The following is a 16,904-nucleotide window of genomic DNA, read 5'->3' on the forward strand; positions in this document are numbered from 1 at the left end:
GGCCTCACAGAAACGGCGTCCCCGCGTCCAGGCCCGACAGCACCCGCCCGTACAGCTCCAGGTTGGTCGCCGGATTGACGAAGGAGTGCAGGTTCAGCGCGTGCACGTCCCGCACCATCCGCTGGATCGGCACCTCCCGGTGCAGCGACGACGCACCCGACGCGGAGGCGAGGATGTCGACCGCCTCCTTGCACAGCCGTGCCGTGTAGCCGGTCTGCGCCCGGATCCTGGCCCGCTCCTCCTCCGTGTACGGCTCCCCGGCCTCGATGCGGGCGACGAAGTCCCGCGTGAGCAGCTCGGCGGAGGAGATCTTCATCGCCGCCTCGGCGGCCTGGAGATGAGTGACCGTCGCCTCGTTCTGACGCCGGTGGAAGGTGTACGTGATGCCCCGCCGGTGGATGCGCCCGGTGAACTCCTCCAGCGCGGCCCGGGCCAGCCCGAGGGCGTTCGGCGCCGTCCAGGCACAGAACATCAGCAGGACCGGCATGCGATAGAACGGGTCGTCGGCGTTGGCCTTGGACGGGAACTCGCCCGCGAGCAGCGGCCCGACCGGCAGGATCCGGTGGGCGGGCACGAACACGTCCCGGGCGACGACGCTGTTGCTGCCGCTGCCGGCCAGCCCGGAGACGTACCAGTCGTCGAGGATCTCCAACTCCGCCATGGGTACGGCGGTCCACAGCACCTCGGGCGGCCCCTCGGCGGACTCCACCCGCGCCGTGAGCAGATGCCAGTCGGCGTGCCGGCAGCCGGTGGCGAAACCCGAAGTGCCGTTGACGACATAGCCGTCGTCCGTGGCGACCGCGGTGGCGTCCGGGATCAGCGTGCCGCCGACCCGCACGTCGGGGCTGGTGAAGATCTCGTCCTGCGCCTCGTCGGGGAAGAGCGCCGCGATGAACGAGCACCCGGACTGGATCAGCGCCGCGAACGCGGTCGAACCACAGGCCGCGGCGACCTCGGCCAGCGCGTCGACCTGGGTGTGCACCGGCGTCTGGTAACCGCCGTACCGCTTGGGGACGTTCATGCGGTACATCCCGGCGTCGGTGAGTGCCGTGACGACCTCGTCCGGGACCCTGCGCTCCTGCTCGGTGCGCAGGGCGTGGCCGCGGATGAGTGGTCGCAGGTCCCGTAAGCGTTCGACGAGACCGGAATCGGAGTGGGGCGCTGACGACGGAGCCATGGCGGACCTCCGGGGGCGACGAATCCTCACCGTGACCCGGAACGCACCAGGAGTCAACTGCCACCAGGTCACCGGCAGTTCGTACCCGCCGTACACCACCCCGTCGTCCTTGAACGGGATCTCGTCCAGGCCGACGGCCCGGCGCAGGGTCGGGACGCGGCGGAACAGAGTGCCGTAGACCGAAGGCCATGTGCCGGCGGTTGTCGCGGCGGACGTCCAGGCGGTCGGGGCAGTGAAGTGGCCGGCGTCCCAGTTCCCGGCGGCGCCCGGGATGACGACGCCCTCGCCTGTGGACGAGGGTCAGGTAACGCAGCATCTCCTCGACCGAGTTGGCCAGCACCTTCGGGTCGTCGGTGTCGCGGACGGCGGCGAGCTGCGCGGGGCGTTCCAGGAAGGCCGACGCGCTGAGGGCGAGCATGTTGCGACCAGGTCGGAGAGCATGTCCTCGGCCGGGTCGGCGAGCCTGGCCTGGAGCTGCTCGTCCAGGTATCGGAGGAGTGCACCGCTCGCGGTCCGCGACTCCGCCGGCTAGGCATCGCGGCGGACGCCGATCCTGCTCTTGCTCTGATTCGTTCGCCGTACAGGGCGCGCTGGTCGTCGTAACGGGTGGCGAGCCATGGCGTGCTGCCGTCCCACAATCGCACTCGGGAGACGGGCCGTGCGGCCTGAAGGTGCAGCATCTCCGGCGGCGGGTCGAAGGGAGTCGGTGCCATGTAGTCCCAGGAACCTGACTGTTGGCAGCCGGACCGCTGACACGGGCCCGATGTGGCCGGATCGGCGTCCTGTGAGCGCGGATGCCCCGTGTTGCCGTTGGAATCGGGGCGCGGTCGCGGTCATGGTGGGGGGATGTGCTGGAGTGCGACGGCCGACCTCGTTGCGGGGACCGCGATCGCCGGTGTCGGGGTGGCCTGCGTGGCACGGGCGCGCCGGACCGGCGACCTTCCGGTGGCCGCGCTGCCGTTGCTGCTCGGGGCGCATCAGCTGGTGGAGGCGTGGGTCTGGCATGCCGGGGGCGGCACGGGCCCGGCCACCGTGGCCTGGACGGTGATCGCGTTTCCCCTGCTGGTGGTGTGGGTTCCGGCGGGTGTGCTGTGCGCGGCCCCGCGGCACGCCAGGCGGCGGCTGGTCGTACCGCTGATCATCGGTGTCGCGACCGCCGCCGCGCTTACCTACGCCCTCGCGACGCGTACCGTACGGGCCGAGATCCGCGGGCACACCGTCGGCTATGTGCTCGGGCTGTCGCACGGGGGACTGTTGGTCGCGGGGTATCTTGTGGCCACGGTGGGTTCTCTGCTGCTGTCCGGCGACCGCCGGCTGCGCGGGCTCGGCCTCCTGGCCGGGGTGGGCGCGCTGGTGTGCTGGGCGCTGTGGCGGCTGGAGTTCGTGTCGACGTGGTGTGCGTTCGCGGCGGTGTGCTCGGTGGTGGTGCTGGGCTGGACGAGGCGGCGTTATTCCCGCCGATCATGGTGGAGTTGTTACCAGGACCGCTGATCCTCCGTTCAGGAGGGACCTGGCTGTGCCGGTACGCGCGGCGCAGGGTATGGGTCATGAACACCGGCAAGCCGTCCCAGACCCGCATCCGCGTGACCCCGCTGCGCCGCCTGCGGGGAGACACCTATGTGCCACGCCCCAAGACACCCCCGTCCCGCCGCCCGCCTGTCGTACCCGTGCAGGAGACGCCTGACGGAGACGTACTGCGGATTCAGTAGCCGCTGCTTCGATTCCGGTAAGCGGCAGTGCCAGCAGCGGCACGACGACGAGGACATGCCCGCCGGGACAGGCTGAGGGACAAGCGCGAACAGATGCGGAGTCCCTCGACGTGGCAACTTTTCTCTATCGACTGGGCCGGCTGGCCTTCCGGCGGCGCTGGTACGCCGCCCTGCTGTGGGTGGCCGTCCTGGCCTGCGTAGGGCTGACCGCCCTGCGCGCCCCGGGCGCCTCCGACCAGGAGTTCTCGATGCCCGGCATCGAGTCCCAGAAGGCGTTCGACCTGATGGAGCAGCGGTTCCCGGGCACCGCCGCGGACGGCGCCACCGCACGCGTCGTCTTCGTCGCCCCGGACGGCCAGAAGGTGACCGCCACCGACAACAAGCAGGCCATCGAACGCACGGTGACGGAACTCGGCGACGGCTCGCAGGTCTCCACCGTCGCCGACCCCTTCAAGTCGGCCGCCGTCAGCAAGGACGGCTCGACCGCCTACGCGACCGTCACCTACAAGGTCGCCTCCGCCGACGTCACCGACGCCAGCCGCACCGCGGTGGAGCAGGCGACCGACCAGGCCCGGGACGCGGGGCTCAAGGTCGAGACGGGCGGCAGCGCCATGGACAGCGGCGGCGGACCCGGCGGGGTCGCCGAGATCATCGGCATCTCCATCGCCGCGGTCGTCCTGCTGATCACCTTCGGCTCCCTCGCCGCCGCCGGTCTGCCACTGCTCACCGCCGTCCTCGGCGTCGGCCTGAGCATGTTCACGATCCTGACCCTGTCCGACGCGCTCGGCCTGTCCACCTCGACCGGCACACTGGCGATGATGCTGGGCCTGGCGGTCGGCATCGACTACGCCCTGTTCGTCGTCTCCCGCTACCGGGAGGAGCGCGCCGAGGGGCACGCGGCACAGGAGGCGGCCGGGCTCGCGGTCGGTACGGCCGGGTCGGCGGTGGTCTTCGCCGGGCTCACCGTGGTCATCGCTCTCGCCGGTCTCTCGGTGGTCGGCATCCCGATGCTGACCAAGATGGGCCTGGCCGCGGCGGGCGCGGTGGTCGTCGCCGTCCTCGTCGCCCTGACCGTCGTACCGGCGCTGCTCGGCTTCTGGCCGAACGCCGTGCTGTCGGGGGCCGCGCGCAGGCAGGGCGGGGGCCGCGGATGGGCGCGCCGGCCGCGGAAGGCACGCGCGGCGTCCCAGGCGCTTGATGTTCCCACCGACGCCGACGACGACGCGCAGGACAAGCGCGACAACCACGGCACCCGCTGGGCCCGCTTCGTCCTGCGCCGCCCCCTCCCCGTGCTGCTGCTGAGCGTGGTCGGGCTCGGTGCCCTCGCCCTCCCGGCGACCCAGCTGCAGCTCGGCATGCCGGGCGACGAGGCCAAGCCGACCTCCACCACCGAGCGCCGCGCCTACGACGACCTCGCGGAGGGGTTCGGGCCGGGCTTCAACGGGCCGTTGACCATCGTCGTCGACGCCAAGGGCGCGGCCGACGCCAAGGCGGCGGTGAGCACGATCAGCGAGAGGATCGACGGCACGCAGGGGGTCGTCTCGGTCTCCAAGGCCCGCTTCAACGACGCCGGCGACACCGCGGTGTTCACCGCCACCCCGTCCACCAGCCCCACGGACGAGAAGACCAAGACCCTCGTCAAGACCATCCGGGACGAGCGCCCCGCCACCCAGGCGGCGACGGACGGCGCGTCCTTCGAGGTCACCGGCACCACCGCCCTGAACATCGACATGTCCGAGAAGGTGCAGGCGGCGCTGATCCCGTACCTTGTCGTCATCGTGAGCCTGGCCGTCGTGCTGCTGCTGGTGGTCTTCCGGTCCGTCTTCGTGCCGCTCAAGGCGGCGCTCGGCTTCCTCCTGTCCGTGCTCGCGGCGCTCGGCGTGGTCGTCGTGGTCTTCCAACAGGGGCACGCCGCCTCGCTGTTGGGCGTGGAGCAGACCGGGCCCATCATGAGCATGATGCCGATCTTCCTGGTGGGCATCGTCTTCGGCCTCGCCATGGACTACGAGGTGTTCCTCGTCTCGCGGATGCGGGAGTCGTACGTCCACGGGGAGACGGCCCGGCAGGCGGTGGTCTCGGGGTTCCGGCACAGCGCCCGCGTCGTGGTCGCCGCCGCGCTCATCATGATCGCGGTCTTCGCGGGGTTCGTCGGCGAGGACGACTCCATGATCAAGATGATCGGGTTCGGCATGGCGTCCGCCGTCCTCTTCGACGCCTTCGTCGTACGGATGGCGCTGGTGCCCGCGGTTCTCGCCCTGCTCGGCGACCGGGCCTGGTGGCTGCCGAAGTGGCTGGACCGGATCCTGCCGCGGATCGACGTCGAGGGCGAGGCCCTCACCCGGCAGCCGACCGCGCTGGTGGATCAGGACTCCGCACCGGACGAGCCGGCCGGGGCCCGCGTCTGAGCGACCCCAGCCCCCGGGCCGCCCGCGACACCGAGCGCGGGCGGCTCTCGCGGCACCCGGCACGTACATCGTCCACCATGGACGCAGCCACCTCACCAGGAGATGCAATGACCGTCAGCCTCGACCGTCACCGGGGGCGCTACGCGCACGTCGTCGACGCGGTGACGGTCGCCGCGGTGCTGGGCTGCGCCGCCCTGGGCGCCTCACTCACCATCCCCGGCATCGAGCAGCCGCAGGACGACACTCCCGGCTTCGTCCTCGCCGCGGTCTCCTGCCTTCCCCTGTGGCGGGGACGCGACCACCCGCGAACCGCCGCCACCGTGGCCACGGCCTGTACGGTGGCGACCGCCGCGCTGGGCTATGTGCTGACGCCGCTGCTGCTGGCCCCCCTCATGATCGCCCTGTTCTGGGTGGCCCTCGGCACCGACCGGCTCACCACACGGGTGTTCGGCCTGGCGGCCATCGCCATGGCGGTCATCACCGTGGTCCTGGACAACAACTCGACCGAGATGGTGCTGCTCAGGACGGTCGGCCCGATCCTGTGGCTGCTGCTGCCCCTGGTCGGCGGCAACGGCGCCCGGCTGCGGCAGGCCTACCTGGAGTCCGTGCAGGCCCGCGCCGCGTACGCCGAACGCACCCGGGAGGAGGAGGCGCGCCTGCGGGTCACCGAGGAACGCATGCGCATCGCCCGCGAGCTCCACGACGTCGTCGCCCACCACATGGCCGTCGCCAACGCCCAGGCGGGCACCGCCCGGCACCTCGCGTCCACCCACCCCGCTCAGGCGCAGAAGCTGCTCGACGAGCTGACGGCCACGACCTCCTCCGCGCTGCTCGAACTCCGGGCCACCGTAGGGGTGTTGCGGCAGGCCGGCGACCCCGGCGTCGAGTCCCTGGAACCCTCGCCCGGCCTGGAACGCCTCCCCGACCTGGTCGCGACCTGCGCGACCGCCGGCCTCGACGTCACCGTCACCACCGAGGGCGAGCCGCTGCCCCTGTCACCCGGCGTGGACCTGACGGCGTACCGGATCATCCAGGAAGCACTGACCAACGCGACCAAGCACGCGACCGACCACACGGCCCATGTGCGGCTCGCCTATGCCGGTTCGCGTCTGAAGATCACGGTCACCAACGGCGGCAGGGTCGCCGAACCGCCGGTGCCGGGCGGCGGGTTCGGCCTGATGGGCATGCGCGAACGGGCCCACTCCGTGGGCGGCGACCTGCGGGCCGGCCCGCTCCCGGACGGCGGCTTCGAGGTGAGCACCGCGCTGCCGCTGCAGCTCGCGGCGGCGGAGGAACAGGAGGCGACGCCGTGAGCATCCGTGTCCTGCTCGCCGACGACCAGGCCCTGCTGCGTGGCACGTTCCGCCTCCTCATCGACTCCTGCGCGGACATGGAGGTGGTCGGCGAGGCCGCCAACGGACAGGAGGCCGTCGAACTCGCCCGCGTCCACCGGCCCGACATCGTCCTGATGGACATCCGCATGCCCGGCACGGACGGCCTCGCCGCCACCGCCGAGATCTGCGACGACCCCAAGCTGGCCGGGACCAGGGTGCTGGTGCTGACCATGTTCGAGACCGAGGAGTACGTGGCCAAGGCACTGCGCGTCGGTGCCAGCGGCTTCCTCGGCAAGTACGTCACCACCGACACCCTGCTGGCGGGCATCCGCACGATCGCCTCCGGCGAGGCCCTCCTCTCACCTGGCGCCACCCGCGCCCTGATCACCCGCTTCCTCACCGCCCCCGCCCCCGGTCCGCTGCTGGCCACCCCGGACCGGCTGGACGAACTCACCCCGCGCGAACGGCAGGTGACCGCCCTCGCCGCCGAGGGCAGGTCCAACGACGAGATCGCCGAGCAGCTGTTCCTGAGCGTCCTCACGGTCCGCACCCACATCCAGCGCGCCCTGACGAAACTCGGCGCCCGCGACCGCGCCCAACTGGTCGTCATCGCCTACCAGACCGGCCTGGTACGCCCCTCGCCTCCCGGGGCCTGAACACCCCCGCTCAACCTCGCCGCACCCGGCGAAGGGACGCCGACGGTCGCTCCCGTCGGCGGCCCCTCCCCGGACCGCCCTACCTGAGCTCGTGCAGGACGTCGGCGATCTTCGCCGCGACCGTCTCGGCGGCGCCCTTCGCGTACGAGGAGTCCATCGCCTCGTAGGTGATACGGGCGTAACTCCGGGCCTCCGCCATGTTCTTGGCGCCGCCCTCCAGCATCGACATGACGGCGGTGTGCGCGAACGGCGAGTGCTTCCTGATGTCCAGCGCGGTGTCGGTCGAGAGCTCCGGCGACACTCCGACGAAGACGCCCTCGCCCACCCTGAGCACCCAGATCGGCACCTCCGCCGTACCGGTCGGGGTGAAGTCGTACGTCTTCGTCGGCGCCGTCGGGTGACCTGCCGCCATGGTGTCGACCGTGACCGAGTCGGTCACCAGGCGCACCTCGGACGCCGTGCTCCCCGGTGAGGTCCTGATGGTCTGTGCGACCCGTACGACCTCGGTGCCCAGCCGCTCGCCCTGCACGGTCAGCAGGATCCAGCCCGCGTCCTTGGCGTCGACCTGGGACCACTTGCGGTCCTTGTCGATGACGTACCGCTTCGACCGGAAGGCCGGGGACTGGTCGCCGCAGGAGCCGACGAGGAAGAAGCCCACCACGTCGTCGCCGTACTGCTCCTCGACGTGCCGGACCGTGGCGCCCGCGAGGTCGGCCGTGATCGGCAGGTCGCCGCTCGCCATGACGGATTCCATCATCACCGAGGACTGCACGGAGTAGTTGACGAGGACGGCGATCGGGTCACCGTCGGCGTCGTCGAAGCGGGTGACGCCCACGCTCTTGTCGGAGGGGCCCGCCTCGCCGGTGCCCAGCCACCAGCCGTCGGCCGTGAGCACGTCCCGGTTGACGTTGACGTCGCACCTGCCGGTGCCGAAGCCGACCCTGGCGGGCCGCAGCCCCTGGACCGCCGCCGCCACCGCCGTCGACGTGGCCTGCTTGATCTGCTCCACGTACTGCGCCGCCCCCGCCGAACTGCTCGCGGCCTGAACGTGCGGGGCGGAGAACGTGTGTGTGACGGTCACGACGATGTCGGCGCTCGCCACGCCGGTCGCCTCGGAGATGATCGAGCGCATGGCCGCGATGGCCTCCGCGCTGATGGACGTCAGGTCCAGCACGGCCAGCGCGACCCGGTGCGAGCCGCTCTCCAGCAGCAGGACCCGTACATACAGGTCGTCGTGGACGGTGGTGAAGCCGTCCAGCGGGAGGAGCGAGGCGGGGAAGCCGATCGCCGCGCGGCCCGCACCGACCCTGAGTCCCGCTGCCGTGCCCCTGGCCGCCGCCGCGGTCGTCGTGCCGGCCGCCAGGGACGCGGCCGTGACCGCGGCCGCGACCGAGCCGCTGAGGAACGACCGCCGCTGAATCGAACCGCCTTCTTTCTCCTCCTGATTTCCCATGGAATGCACAGAACTCCTTCGTGTGGGGACGCCGGAAGGGCACCGATCTTGCTGAGCGGGCCCGAGGCCGCAAAGTGCGCCACACGTGAACTGAGGTTGCGCATCCTGCAGGGACGCCATGACCGGGAATTCTCTGCGTGCCCTGTGAAAAAGAAGTTCCATTCGGCTCGCCCGCGGAATTCCGTGGCGGATCGGTTCAGCTTAGTTTGCGGTTCCGACGACATCTCCCGGGACGAGGGCAGGTATACGGTCCGAAGCGATTTCGAGCCAGGTTCCGCCCGCACACGTCACGATGAGGTGCCATGTCGGCCATCGCTTCAGATGCATCGCCCCAGCCCCCGCAGCCACACCCCGAGCCCCGGCACGTCACGGCGACGATCGCGCTGGCCTGCCTGGGCGTGTTCGTCTCCTATCTGCCGGTCGTCGGCGTCTCGGTCGCGCTGCCGGTGATGCAGCAGGCGCTCGACGCCTCCACCGCCGGGCTCCAATGGATCACGGACGCCTTCATCCTGCCGACCGCGGCCCTGCTGCTGACCTGCGGCATGATCGGCGACCTCTACGGCCGGAAGAAGGCGTACGTCGCCGGCCTCGTCGTGTTCTGCCTCGGCTGCCTGGTCTGTCTGACCGCCGGCAGCGTCGTACAGGTCTGCGTGGGCCAGGCCCTCACCGGCATCGGCACCGCCGCGCTGCTCCCGTCGACCCTCGGCCTGATCAGCCATGTCTGCCCCGACCGCCACCGGCGCACCCGGGCGATAGCCCTGTGGACGGCCTCCCTCGGCCTAGGCCTGACCCTCGGCCCGCTGTTCAACGGCGTCATCGTGGAGCACGCGAGCTGGCGGTGGATCTTCTTCCCCGCCCTGCTCATCGGCGTCCTCACGGCCGTGGCGGGGGCCGTCGTCCTCACCGACTCGCGGGCCGACCGCGAACGCCACCTGGACATCCCCGGACAGCTCCTGGCCATCGTCGCCATCACCGGCCTCGTCTACGGCGTCATCGAGGGCGGCAGCGCCGGATGGGGCTCGGCCCAGGTGGTGATCGCCTTCCTGGCGGCCGCCGTCGGCCTGCTCGCCTTCGTCCGGGTCGAACTGCGCTCGCCCTGCCCGATGCTGGACATGCGCCTGTTCAGGTCCGCGGCGTTCTCCGGTGCCGCGCTCGTGATGGCGCTGACCCTCTTCGCCCAGGTCGGCCTGGTCTTCGCGATGAGCGAGTACTTCGGCCTGGTCCACCACGCCTCGACCCTCGACATCGGCGTGCGCCTCATCGCCATCAACGGCTTCACCGTCGTCCTGGGCCCCCTGGTCGGACGGCTGATGAACCGGACCTCGCCCGGACTGCTGCTGGTCGTCGGCCTCCTGATCGGCGGCATCGGCGCCCTCTGCGTGAACCTCTTCCAGGCCTCCACCGGCACCGGTGAAGCGGCCCTGGTCATCGGGGTCCTCGGCATCGGCATCGCCCTGGCCATGGCCCCGATCACCACGATCGCCATGAACAGCCTCCCGCACCGCCTCGCGGGCACCGCGGGCGCCGCCAACAGCGCGCTGCGCCAGATCGGCAGTGCGCTCGGCCCCGCCGTCTTCGGCGTCATCCTCACCAACCGCACCCTGGACACCCTGCCCGGCCACCTCGCCGGCTCCGGCCTGAGCGCCGCCGACCAGGGCCAGGTGAACGGCATGGTGTCCAACGTCGGCATCCAGGCGGGCGCGTTCCTCCACCTCAAGACCCCGCAGAGCACCGGGCAGGCCCTGTCCGCCTACGGCGCGAGCTTCACCGACGCCCTGCACACGTGCGCGCTCATCGGCGGCATCGGCATGCTGGCGGCGGCGGTCATCGCCTTCGCGCTGATCGGCGTCCGCGCCAGGCCGGCGCACCAGACCGAGGAGGAGGTCGTACCGGTGACGCATCCGGCCGGTGACCTGAGCTGACCGCACGGGACGCGGAGCGCCGTCACCGCGTCGGGAGCTCCGACGCGGTGAAGCGCTCGAAGCCCGCGTGGAAGCGCGTGCCCCGGGGGTCGGTGGCGCTGTAGTGGAAGGCGGCCACACCGCAGCCCCGGGCGTCGAACGCGGCTCCGGTGTACGAGGCCACCCGGGTGCCGTCGACGGCGAGTTCCACCGTGATCCGGCCCGCGCCGGCCGAGGCACAGGTCATCGACATGTCGACCAGCTGCCGGGGTTCCACCGTCAGGCCGAGGTCCGTGAGATCGGCCTCGACGACCCGGTCGTGCTGGAACTTTCCCTGGAAGCGGAACTCCCGCACGATCACCGCCTCCTGACCTGTCGTCAGATACGCCGCCCAGCGGGAGCCCTTCCAGTAGTCCCCGGAGCCGTTGCACCACAGCCCGACCCCGCCGTCGCCGCCGTACCACTCCGTCTGGGTGCTCAGCCGCACCGGGAAGCCGGACGGCCGGAAGGGGGCCTGCGGCCACACCTCCAGCTCGGTGCCGGGGTCCACCAGCATGGTCCCGCCCTTGTGCGTGACCTTCCCCAGGGCCGGGTCCTTGTACTTCCAGTCGCCCGAATCGGTCAAGTCGTCGGTGTACGTGAGGGGTTGGGAGCCCGCGGAGCTCTTGACCCTCCCGGACGCCGCGGACGACGAGGCGGCGGGCGAGCCCTGGCCCCCCTTCGCCGAGCCGCCCGAGGTGGTGATGAGCACAATGGCGAGCAGCACCGCCACCACCGCGCTGCCGGCCGCGAGCCCCCACAGCCGCAGCTGCTTGGCGCCGGTGCCGCTCCCGTGCCCAGGGGACGGCGACGAAGGCCGCGGGACGCGTGACTCCGTACTCGCCTCGGCCCGCACGCCCTCCGCCGCCCCCGCGAGCCGACTGACGAGCTGGGCCGCGGTGGGGCGTTCCGCCGGATCCTTGCGCAGACAGTCGGCGATCACCGAACGGACCGGCTCCGGCACCGCGGTGAGATCCGCGTCGCGCTCGCACACCGCGACGAGCACCTCGTAGTCGCTCTCCCCGTCGAAGGGATGCCGGCCCGTGGCGGCGTAGTACAGCGTGCCGCCGAGCGAGAACACGTCGGAGGCGCTGGTGACCAGGCCCGACTTGACCTGCTCGGGGGACATGTACGCGGGCGAGCCCAGCACGCTGCCCGGGGTGGTGAGCGCCGACTCCAGGAGCCGGTCGTCGCGGGCGATGCCGAAGTCGATGATCCGCGGTCCGTCCGGGGAGAGCAGGATGTTGGACGGTTTGATGTCCCGGTGCACCACACGCACCCGGTGCACCTGCGCCAGCGCGTGCGCGACGGTCAGCGCCACGGACTGCAGCCGCCCGGAGGGCAGCGGGCCGCCCGCAGCCACGTGCTGGTGGAGCGTCGGGCCCGGGACGAACTCGCTGACGATGTACGGGTGCCGCCCGGTCAGGTCCGCGTCCAGGACCCGCGCGGTGGCCAGGTCACCGACCCGGCTCGCCGCGCCGAACTCCCGGCGCACACGGGCGAGCGCGGTCTCGTCGTACTCCTTGCCCGGCAGCAGGAACTTCACCACGACCTGCCGCCCGGCCGAGTCCCGGGCGAGCCACACCACACCCTGCCCGCCCCGGCCCAGCTCGCGCTCGCAGACGTATCCGCCCACCGACAACTGCATCCGCGGATCCATGCGCCCCCGCCCCCCAGCCCCGCCCCCGGTTCACGGCCGGACTCCAGCGTATCGGCGTCCCCGGGGCGTGACACGGGCGTCAGCGAGGTTGATACGCCCTGGGCAGCCGCATTCCGCGTTCCGCCATGATCTGCCGTACGTGGTTGGGGTAGTTGGTGATGATGCCGTCGACGCCCATGTCCATCAGCGCCTCGACGGTGGCCGGGTCGTCGCAGGTCCAGGGGACGACCTTGAGGCCGCGGGCGTGCGCCTCCTCGACCATCGCGCGGTCGGAGTAGAAGCGGAAGTCCGGGTCGCCGACCTTGCCGCTCTGCGGGAAGCCGTAGTTGGGGGACAGGGCCCGGACACCGGGGACGGTGGCGGCCGCCTTCACGAAGTCGCCGCCGTAGTCGTCGGCGTCGATGCCGCCCAGCCAGGGGGAGGCGCCCGGCTGGCCCACCTGGAGGAAGTCGTAGTTGGTGAGGGCGACCAGCGGCCAGCGCGGGGCCAGCTTGTGCATCGCCTTCAGCGCGCCCCAGTCGAAGGACTCGATGGTGACCTGGTCCTCGATGCCGGAGCGGTGGATCTCCTCGTACACCCGGCGCACGAACAGCGCGCGCGGCGCGGTCTGTTCGGGCGCGCCTGCCTCGACCTTGGTCTCGATGTTCAGCTTCACCTGCTTGGCGTGGTAGCTCTTGACCAGGTTCAGGACGTCCTTCAGCTCGACCATCCGGAAGCCCTTGACCACCTCCTGCTCGGGGAATCCCGGCAGTTGCTGGTAGCCGCAGTCCATCGTCTTGATCTGAGCCAGCGTCAGGTCCTTGATGTACTTGCCGACATACGGGTACATCGGGTCGCCCGGTGTGACCGGCGCGGTGTCCCGGCACTTGACCGCGCTGATCTGCCGGTCGTGGTTGACGACGACCTTCTCGTCCTTGGTGATCTGGGTGTCCAGCTCCAGTGTGGACACCCCGAGCCGCATCGCCTTGCCGAATCCCTCCAGGGACTCCTCGGTCGTCATTCCGATGCCGCCGCGGTGGGCCTGGAGATCGAAGCGGGCCTTGTGCGGAGTAACGCCGGAGCCGTCGTACGCCGTCGCGTGGGCGGTCGTCGGGAGGGCGAGCAGCGGAGCCAGCGCCAGGCCGGCGAGGACATGTCTTGTGGACATCGCAACCTCACTCGTGTCGGGTTCGGGCACGGGGCACCCCCAGACGCTAGCCGGGCCCCCGGCAGGCTCAACGTCGCGCACATGATGGGCCCGTGAATGTCCGGAAACGCGCGCCGGCCCGGTGCCCCCGTCGCATGGAGTCACCGGAGCGAAGTAATCTTCACGTTTCACAGGCTTTCGTTGCCGTAGGCACTCTTGACAACATGCGTACTGTTTCGCGACGTTTGATCCTCGCCGGACAGTTCGGAACCGGAGGGTCGATCACGGAACGAGCGTGTACACGGCGTGGGATCGGCTGATACTCAGAGAAGTGGTAGGACGCGGACAGCGCGTCACGGGGGGAGAGGTCGCCGGTGCGATCCATGAGCAGGAGTTCACGCGCCCTTCCGGCCCGCGGCACGGCCGGCACGTTCCTCGCGGAGCCCGTGGAAGGGCGGTTGATCTGAAGTGGACGTCACGATCCACAGAGCCGACGAGCTGAGCGCCGCACTGCGCGAGGCGTGGCACCGGGCGATGGACGAGTCGCCGGAGTACTCCAACCCTTTCCTCGCGCCCGAGTTCGCGACCGGGGTCGGCAGGTACCGCGGCGGCGCGCGCATCGCGGTCCTGCGTGAGGGCGGGGCGCCGGTCGGCTTCTTCCCGTACGAGCGCAACGCCTTCGGTGTCGGGCGTGCCATCGGCCTGGGCCTGTCCGACTGCCAGGCGCTCGTGCACCGGCCGGGGGTCACCTGGGACGCCCAGGACCTGCTGAAGGCCTGCGGGATGTCCATCTTCGAGTTCGATCACCTCGTGGAGGAGCAGAAACCGTTCAGCCGGTTCGTCACCGGGAAGTTCGCCTCGCCGGTCGTCGACCTCAAGCCCGACGACAGCGGCTATGCGGCGTGGCTGCGCGGCGCGTACCCGGGCCACGCCAAGACGACCCTGAAGAAGGAACGCCGCCTGGGCCGCGACATCGGCGAGGTGCGCTTCGAGTTCGACGAGCGCGATCCGCGGATGCTGCGCCGGCTGATGGGGTGGAAGTCCGCCCAGTACCGCAGGACGGGCCGTATGGACCGGTTCGCGCGGCCGTGGATCGTCGACCTGGTGAACCACCTGTTCCAGGTCCGCGAGGAGCACTTCACCGGTGTGCTGTCCGTGCTCTACGCCGGTGACCGGCCGGTGGCCGCGCACTTCGGGCCGCGCTCCCGGACCGTGCTGGCGGCCTGGTTCACCGCGTACGACCCCGAACTCCACTACTACTCGCCCGGGTTGATGATGCACCTGCGCACCGCCGAGGCGGCGGCCCGCCACGGCGTGACGCTCATGGACCTGGGGCGCGGCGACAAGGAGTACAAGGACTGGCTCAAGACCCGCGAGCTGCGCGTGGCGGAAGGGTTCGCCAGCCGCCCGCACCCGGTGGCGACCGCCCACCGGCTGTGGCGCAGACCGGTGCGGGGCCTGCGGAACACGGTCAACGCCCACCCCGAGCTGCGCGCCCCCGCCGACCGCCTGCTGAAAACGGTCGGCACCCTGCGCACCTCGCACCGGGCGGACTCCGGCTCCCCGGGGCCTCGCGCACACTGAGCGGCTCGGAGGGCTTCACCATGATGCTGGACTTGGACCGGCCCGACCTCGTGGCGTACGAGGCGGTCTCCGACGGCCGGGCTACCGGCGCGTCTTCGGACCGCGCCGCTCACCCTGCGAAAGGCGCTGAGTATGCCCTCGCGGCGGCGCGTCAGCTCGCAGCGAAGTCCTCGGCGTTCCCTCGGACCCGGGTGTAAGTATGTAATCAAAGCCTGGGCACAAGCCTCTGGGCCGGCGGAAAGGTCCACTCGTGGCCGAGACACTTTCCGAGCCCGACCGCTCCCGCGAAGAGCAGGCCGCGCTCGACTCCTACTCCCGGATCGTCACTTCCGTCGCCGCGGAACTCACCCCGAAGGTGGCGGCGCTGAACGTCGCGCACCGCCGAGGGCGGGGGCGTTTCGTGCGCGGCACCGGTTCCGCGGTGGTGTTCACCGAGGACGGGTTCCTGCTCACCAACGCCCATGTCGTCGGGCACTCCGACGCCGGCACCGCCTCCTTCGCCGACGGCACGACCACCCCGTTCCACGTCATCGGCGCCGACCCGCTGTCCGACCTCGCCGTGGTCCGCGCCGACGGGCCGACCCCGCCCCCGGCCCGGCTGGGCGAGGCCGACGAGCTGCGGGTCGGCCAGCTGGTCGTGGCGGTCGGCAATCCGCTGGGCCTGGCCGGCAGCGTCACCGCCGGTGTGGTCAGCGCCCTGGGCCGCTCGCTCCCGGCCAGCGCGGGCACGGCGACCCGTGTCATCGACGACGTCGTCCAGACGGACGCCACCCTGCACCCCGGCAGCTCGGGCGGCGCGCTGGCCACCGCCGACGGCCGGGTCGTCGGCATCAACACCGCCATCGCCGACGTCGGCCTGGGCCTCGCGATCCCGGTGAACGGCACCAGCCGGAAGATCATCGCGACCCTGCTCTCCACGGGCCGGGTCCGCCGCGCCTATCTGGGCGTCGCCGGCATCCCCGCGCCGCTGCCGCCCGCGGTACGGGCGCACACCGGCCGACGTATCGGCCTGCGCGTCGTCGAGGTCGTGCCGGGTTCCCCCGCCGCCCGCGCGGGCCTACGCGGCGGCGACCTGCTGCTCACCGCCGACGGCGACCCGGTCAACAGCGCCCAGGCCCTTCAGCGCCTGATGCTGGAGGACGCCATAGGCCGCCCCCTCGCCCTGACCGCCCTGCGCGGCGACGCACTCGTGGACGTCATCGCCGTACCCGTGGAACTGGTCTCGGACGACTGAGGCACCTCTCGGTTCCGCCCGGCTCGCCCCCTGCGCCCCCTCAAGGCGTGACGCGTGCGCCGCTCCAGTTGTGGGCGACGTCCACGATCACATGGCCGGGTACCCGCAGGACCCGGAACGGCAGCCGGGACCGGACGCCGAGGCCGAGCTGGGTGTCACCCTCGAAGCTGCCGGCGAACCGGGTGTCCCGGAACGTGCGGTACCCCTTGAGGTCGACGCCCGGCAGCGGGCGGCCCGCGCGGGCCGGGTAGGTGGGCTTCCCGGTCTCGGGGTCATAGCTCGGTGCCGTGACCCGGACCTCCAGCACGGCCTTGCCGCCGACCGGGATCAGGCGGCCGGAGCCGTCCTGGTACAGGTGGTCGACGTACCTGACCGAGTAGCCGAGCTTGCCCTTGGCCGCGCCGGGTATGTCGACGACCATCCGGTCGTAACAGGCGTGGCGGCCGGTCCTGACGTTCGTCACCGGCGTCGGCGTACTCGCCGTATGCGTCTTGGCCTGGCTGCCCCAGCCGGTGGGGCACGCGGTGGCGGTCGGCGCGGCGTCGGCCGGGAGCGCGGTCGCCAGGAGTGCGGTGGTCGCGAGCATGAGCGCTGCCCATGCCGGTCTGCTTCGTCTCATCTCGTCC

13 protein-coding genes are annotated in these 16,904 nt (G+C 71.4%); 8 read left to right on the forward strand and 5 right to left on the reverse strand.

Going from position 1 to position 16,904, the window contains the following annotated elements; all coding sequences use genetic code 11:
- Positions 1-4 precede the first annotated feature (4 nt).
- Entirely contained in the window at positions 5-1,177 is a 1,173-nt protein-coding gene (locus MQP27_RS30255; protein ID WP_242769134.1) for a flavin-dependent monooxygenase, read from the reverse strand.
- An 846-nt stretch (positions 1,178-2,023) separates the two neighbouring features.
- Between MQP27_RS30255 and MQP27_RS30260 the strand changes: the two genes are divergently transcribed.
- From MQP27_RS30260 to MQP27_RS30280, 5 genes are all read left to right on the forward strand, one after another.
- Positions 2,024-2,668: a DUF6629 family protein gene (locus tag MQP27_RS30260; protein ID WP_242769135.1), complete on the forward strand. Its 645-nt coding sequence runs from the start codon at positions 2,024-2,026 to the stop codon at positions 2,666-2,668.
- A 56-nt stretch (positions 2,669-2,724) separates the two neighbouring features.
- Positions 2,725-2,886, forward strand: coding sequence for a hypothetical protein (locus MQP27_RS30265; RefSeq protein ID WP_242769136.1), 162 nt, complete (start codon positions 2,725-2,727; stop codon positions 2,884-2,886).
- Positions 2,887-2,996: 110 nt separating this feature from the next.
- A complete protein-coding gene (locus tag MQP27_RS30270; protein ID WP_242769137.1) occupies positions 2,997-5,291 on the forward strand; it encodes an MMPL family transporter in 2,295 nt (764 codons plus the stop codon).
- 107 nt (positions 5,292-5,398) lie between these two features.
- Positions 5,399-6,604 (forward strand): sensor histidine kinase, encoded by a 1,206-nt coding sequence (locus MQP27_RS30275; protein ID WP_242769138.1) that lies wholly within the window; start codon positions 5,399-5,401, stop codon positions 6,602-6,604.
- Positions 6,601-7,281: a response regulator transcription factor gene (locus tag MQP27_RS30280; protein WP_242769139.1), complete on the forward strand. Its 681-nt coding sequence runs from the start codon at positions 6,601-6,603 to the stop codon at positions 7,279-7,281. Before MQP27_RS30275 ends, MQP27_RS30280 begins: the two co-directional genes overlap by 4 nt.
- Before the next feature lie 79 nt (positions 7,282-7,360).
- Here MQP27_RS30280 and MQP27_RS30285 read toward each other — a convergent pair whose 3' ends face one another.
- The gene (locus MQP27_RS30285; protein WP_242769140.1) at positions 7,361-8,734 is read right to left on the reverse strand and encodes a hypothetical protein; all 1,374 of its coding nucleotides are present in this window, start codon (positions 8,732-8,734) and stop codon (positions 7,361-7,363) included.
- 302 nt (positions 8,735-9,036) lie between these two features.
- Between MQP27_RS30285 and MQP27_RS30290 the strand changes: the two genes are divergently transcribed.
- Positions 9,037-10,656 carry an MFS transporter gene (locus tag MQP27_RS30290; RefSeq protein ID WP_242769141.1) on the forward strand — a complete coding sequence of 540 codons (1,620 nt, stop codon included), beginning with the start codon at positions 9,037-9,039 and terminating at the stop codon, positions 10,654-10,656.
- A gap of 22 nt (positions 10,657-10,678) precedes the next feature.
- Here MQP27_RS30290 and MQP27_RS30295 read toward each other — a convergent pair whose 3' ends face one another.
- Positions 10,679-12,322 (reverse strand): serine/threonine-protein kinase, encoded by a 1,644-nt coding sequence (locus MQP27_RS30295; RefSeq protein ID WP_242769142.1) that lies wholly within the window; start codon positions 12,320-12,322, stop codon positions 10,679-10,681.
- 91 nt (positions 12,323-12,413) lie between these two features.
- Positions 12,414-13,481 (reverse strand): glycerophosphodiester phosphodiesterase family protein, encoded by a 1,068-nt coding sequence (locus MQP27_RS30300; RefSeq protein ID WP_242769143.1) that lies wholly within the window; start codon positions 13,479-13,481, stop codon positions 12,414-12,416.
- Positions 13,482-13,928: 447 nt separating this feature from the next.
- Here MQP27_RS30300 and MQP27_RS30305 point away from each other — a divergent pair, with 447 nt between their 5' ends.
- Both MQP27_RS30305 and MQP27_RS30310 read left to right on the forward strand, forming a co-directional pair.
- The gene (locus MQP27_RS30305; protein WP_242769144.1) at positions 13,929-15,044 is read left to right on the forward strand and encodes a GNAT family N-acetyltransferase; all 1,116 of its coding nucleotides are present in this window, start codon (positions 13,929-13,931) and stop codon (positions 15,042-15,044) included.
- Between the two features lie 250 nt (positions 15,045-15,294).
- Positions 15,295-16,278: a S1C family serine protease gene (locus MQP27_RS30310; RefSeq protein ID WP_242769145.1), complete on the forward strand. Its 984-nt coding sequence runs from the start codon at positions 15,295-15,297 to the stop codon at positions 16,276-16,278.
- Positions 16,279-16,318: 40 nt separating this feature from the next.
- Here the strand turns inward: MQP27_RS30310 and MQP27_RS30315 are convergent, their stop codons facing one another.
- On the reverse strand, positions 16,319-16,897 hold the full coding sequence (locus tag MQP27_RS30315) for an AMIN-like domain-containing (lipo)protein (RefSeq protein ID WP_443735759.1): 579 nt from the start codon (positions 16,895-16,897) through the stop codon (positions 16,319-16,321).
- Positions 16,898-16,904 lie beyond the last annotated feature (7 nt).

This window comes from Streptomyces cylindrosporus, from assembly GCF_022698165.1.
Classification (GTDB): domain Bacteria; phylum Actinomycetota; class Actinomycetes; order Streptomycetales; family Streptomycetaceae; genus Streptomyces; species Streptomyces cylindrosporus.

Coding starts and splice junctions, on each gene's coding strand:
- MQP27_RS30255 (WP_242769134.1), bottom strand. CDS start 1,177: ATGGCTCCGTCGTCAGCGCCCCACTCCGATTCCGGTCTCGTCGAACGC.
- MQP27_RS30260 (WP_242769135.1), top strand. CDS start 2,024: ATGTGCTGGAGTGCGACGGCCGACCTCGTTGCGGGGACCGCGATCGCC.
- MQP27_RS30265 (WP_242769136.1), top strand. CDS start 2,725: ATGAACACCGGCAAGCCGTCCCAGACCCGCATCCGCGTGACCCCGCTG.
- MQP27_RS30275 (WP_242769138.1), top strand. CDS start 5,399: ATGACCGTCAGCCTCGACCGTCACCGGGGGCGCTACGCGCACGTCGTC.
- MQP27_RS30285 (WP_242769140.1), bottom strand. CDS start 8,734: ATGGGAAATCAGGAGGAGAAAGAAGGCGGTTCGATTCAGCGGCGGTCG.
- MQP27_RS30290 (WP_242769141.1), top strand. CDS start 9,037: ATGTCGGCCATCGCTTCAGATGCATCGCCCCAGCCCCCGCAGCCACAC.
- MQP27_RS30295 (WP_242769142.1), bottom strand. CDS start 12,322: ATGCAGTTGTCGGTGGGCGGATACGTCTGCGAGCGCGAGCTGGGCCGG.
- MQP27_RS30300 (WP_242769143.1), bottom strand. CDS start 13,481: ATGTCCACAAGACATGTCCTCGCCGGCCTGGCGCTGGCTCCGCTGCTC.
- MQP27_RS30315 (WP_443735759.1), bottom strand. CDS start 16,897: ATGAGACGAAGCAGACCGGCATGGGCAGCGCTCATGCTCGCGACCACC.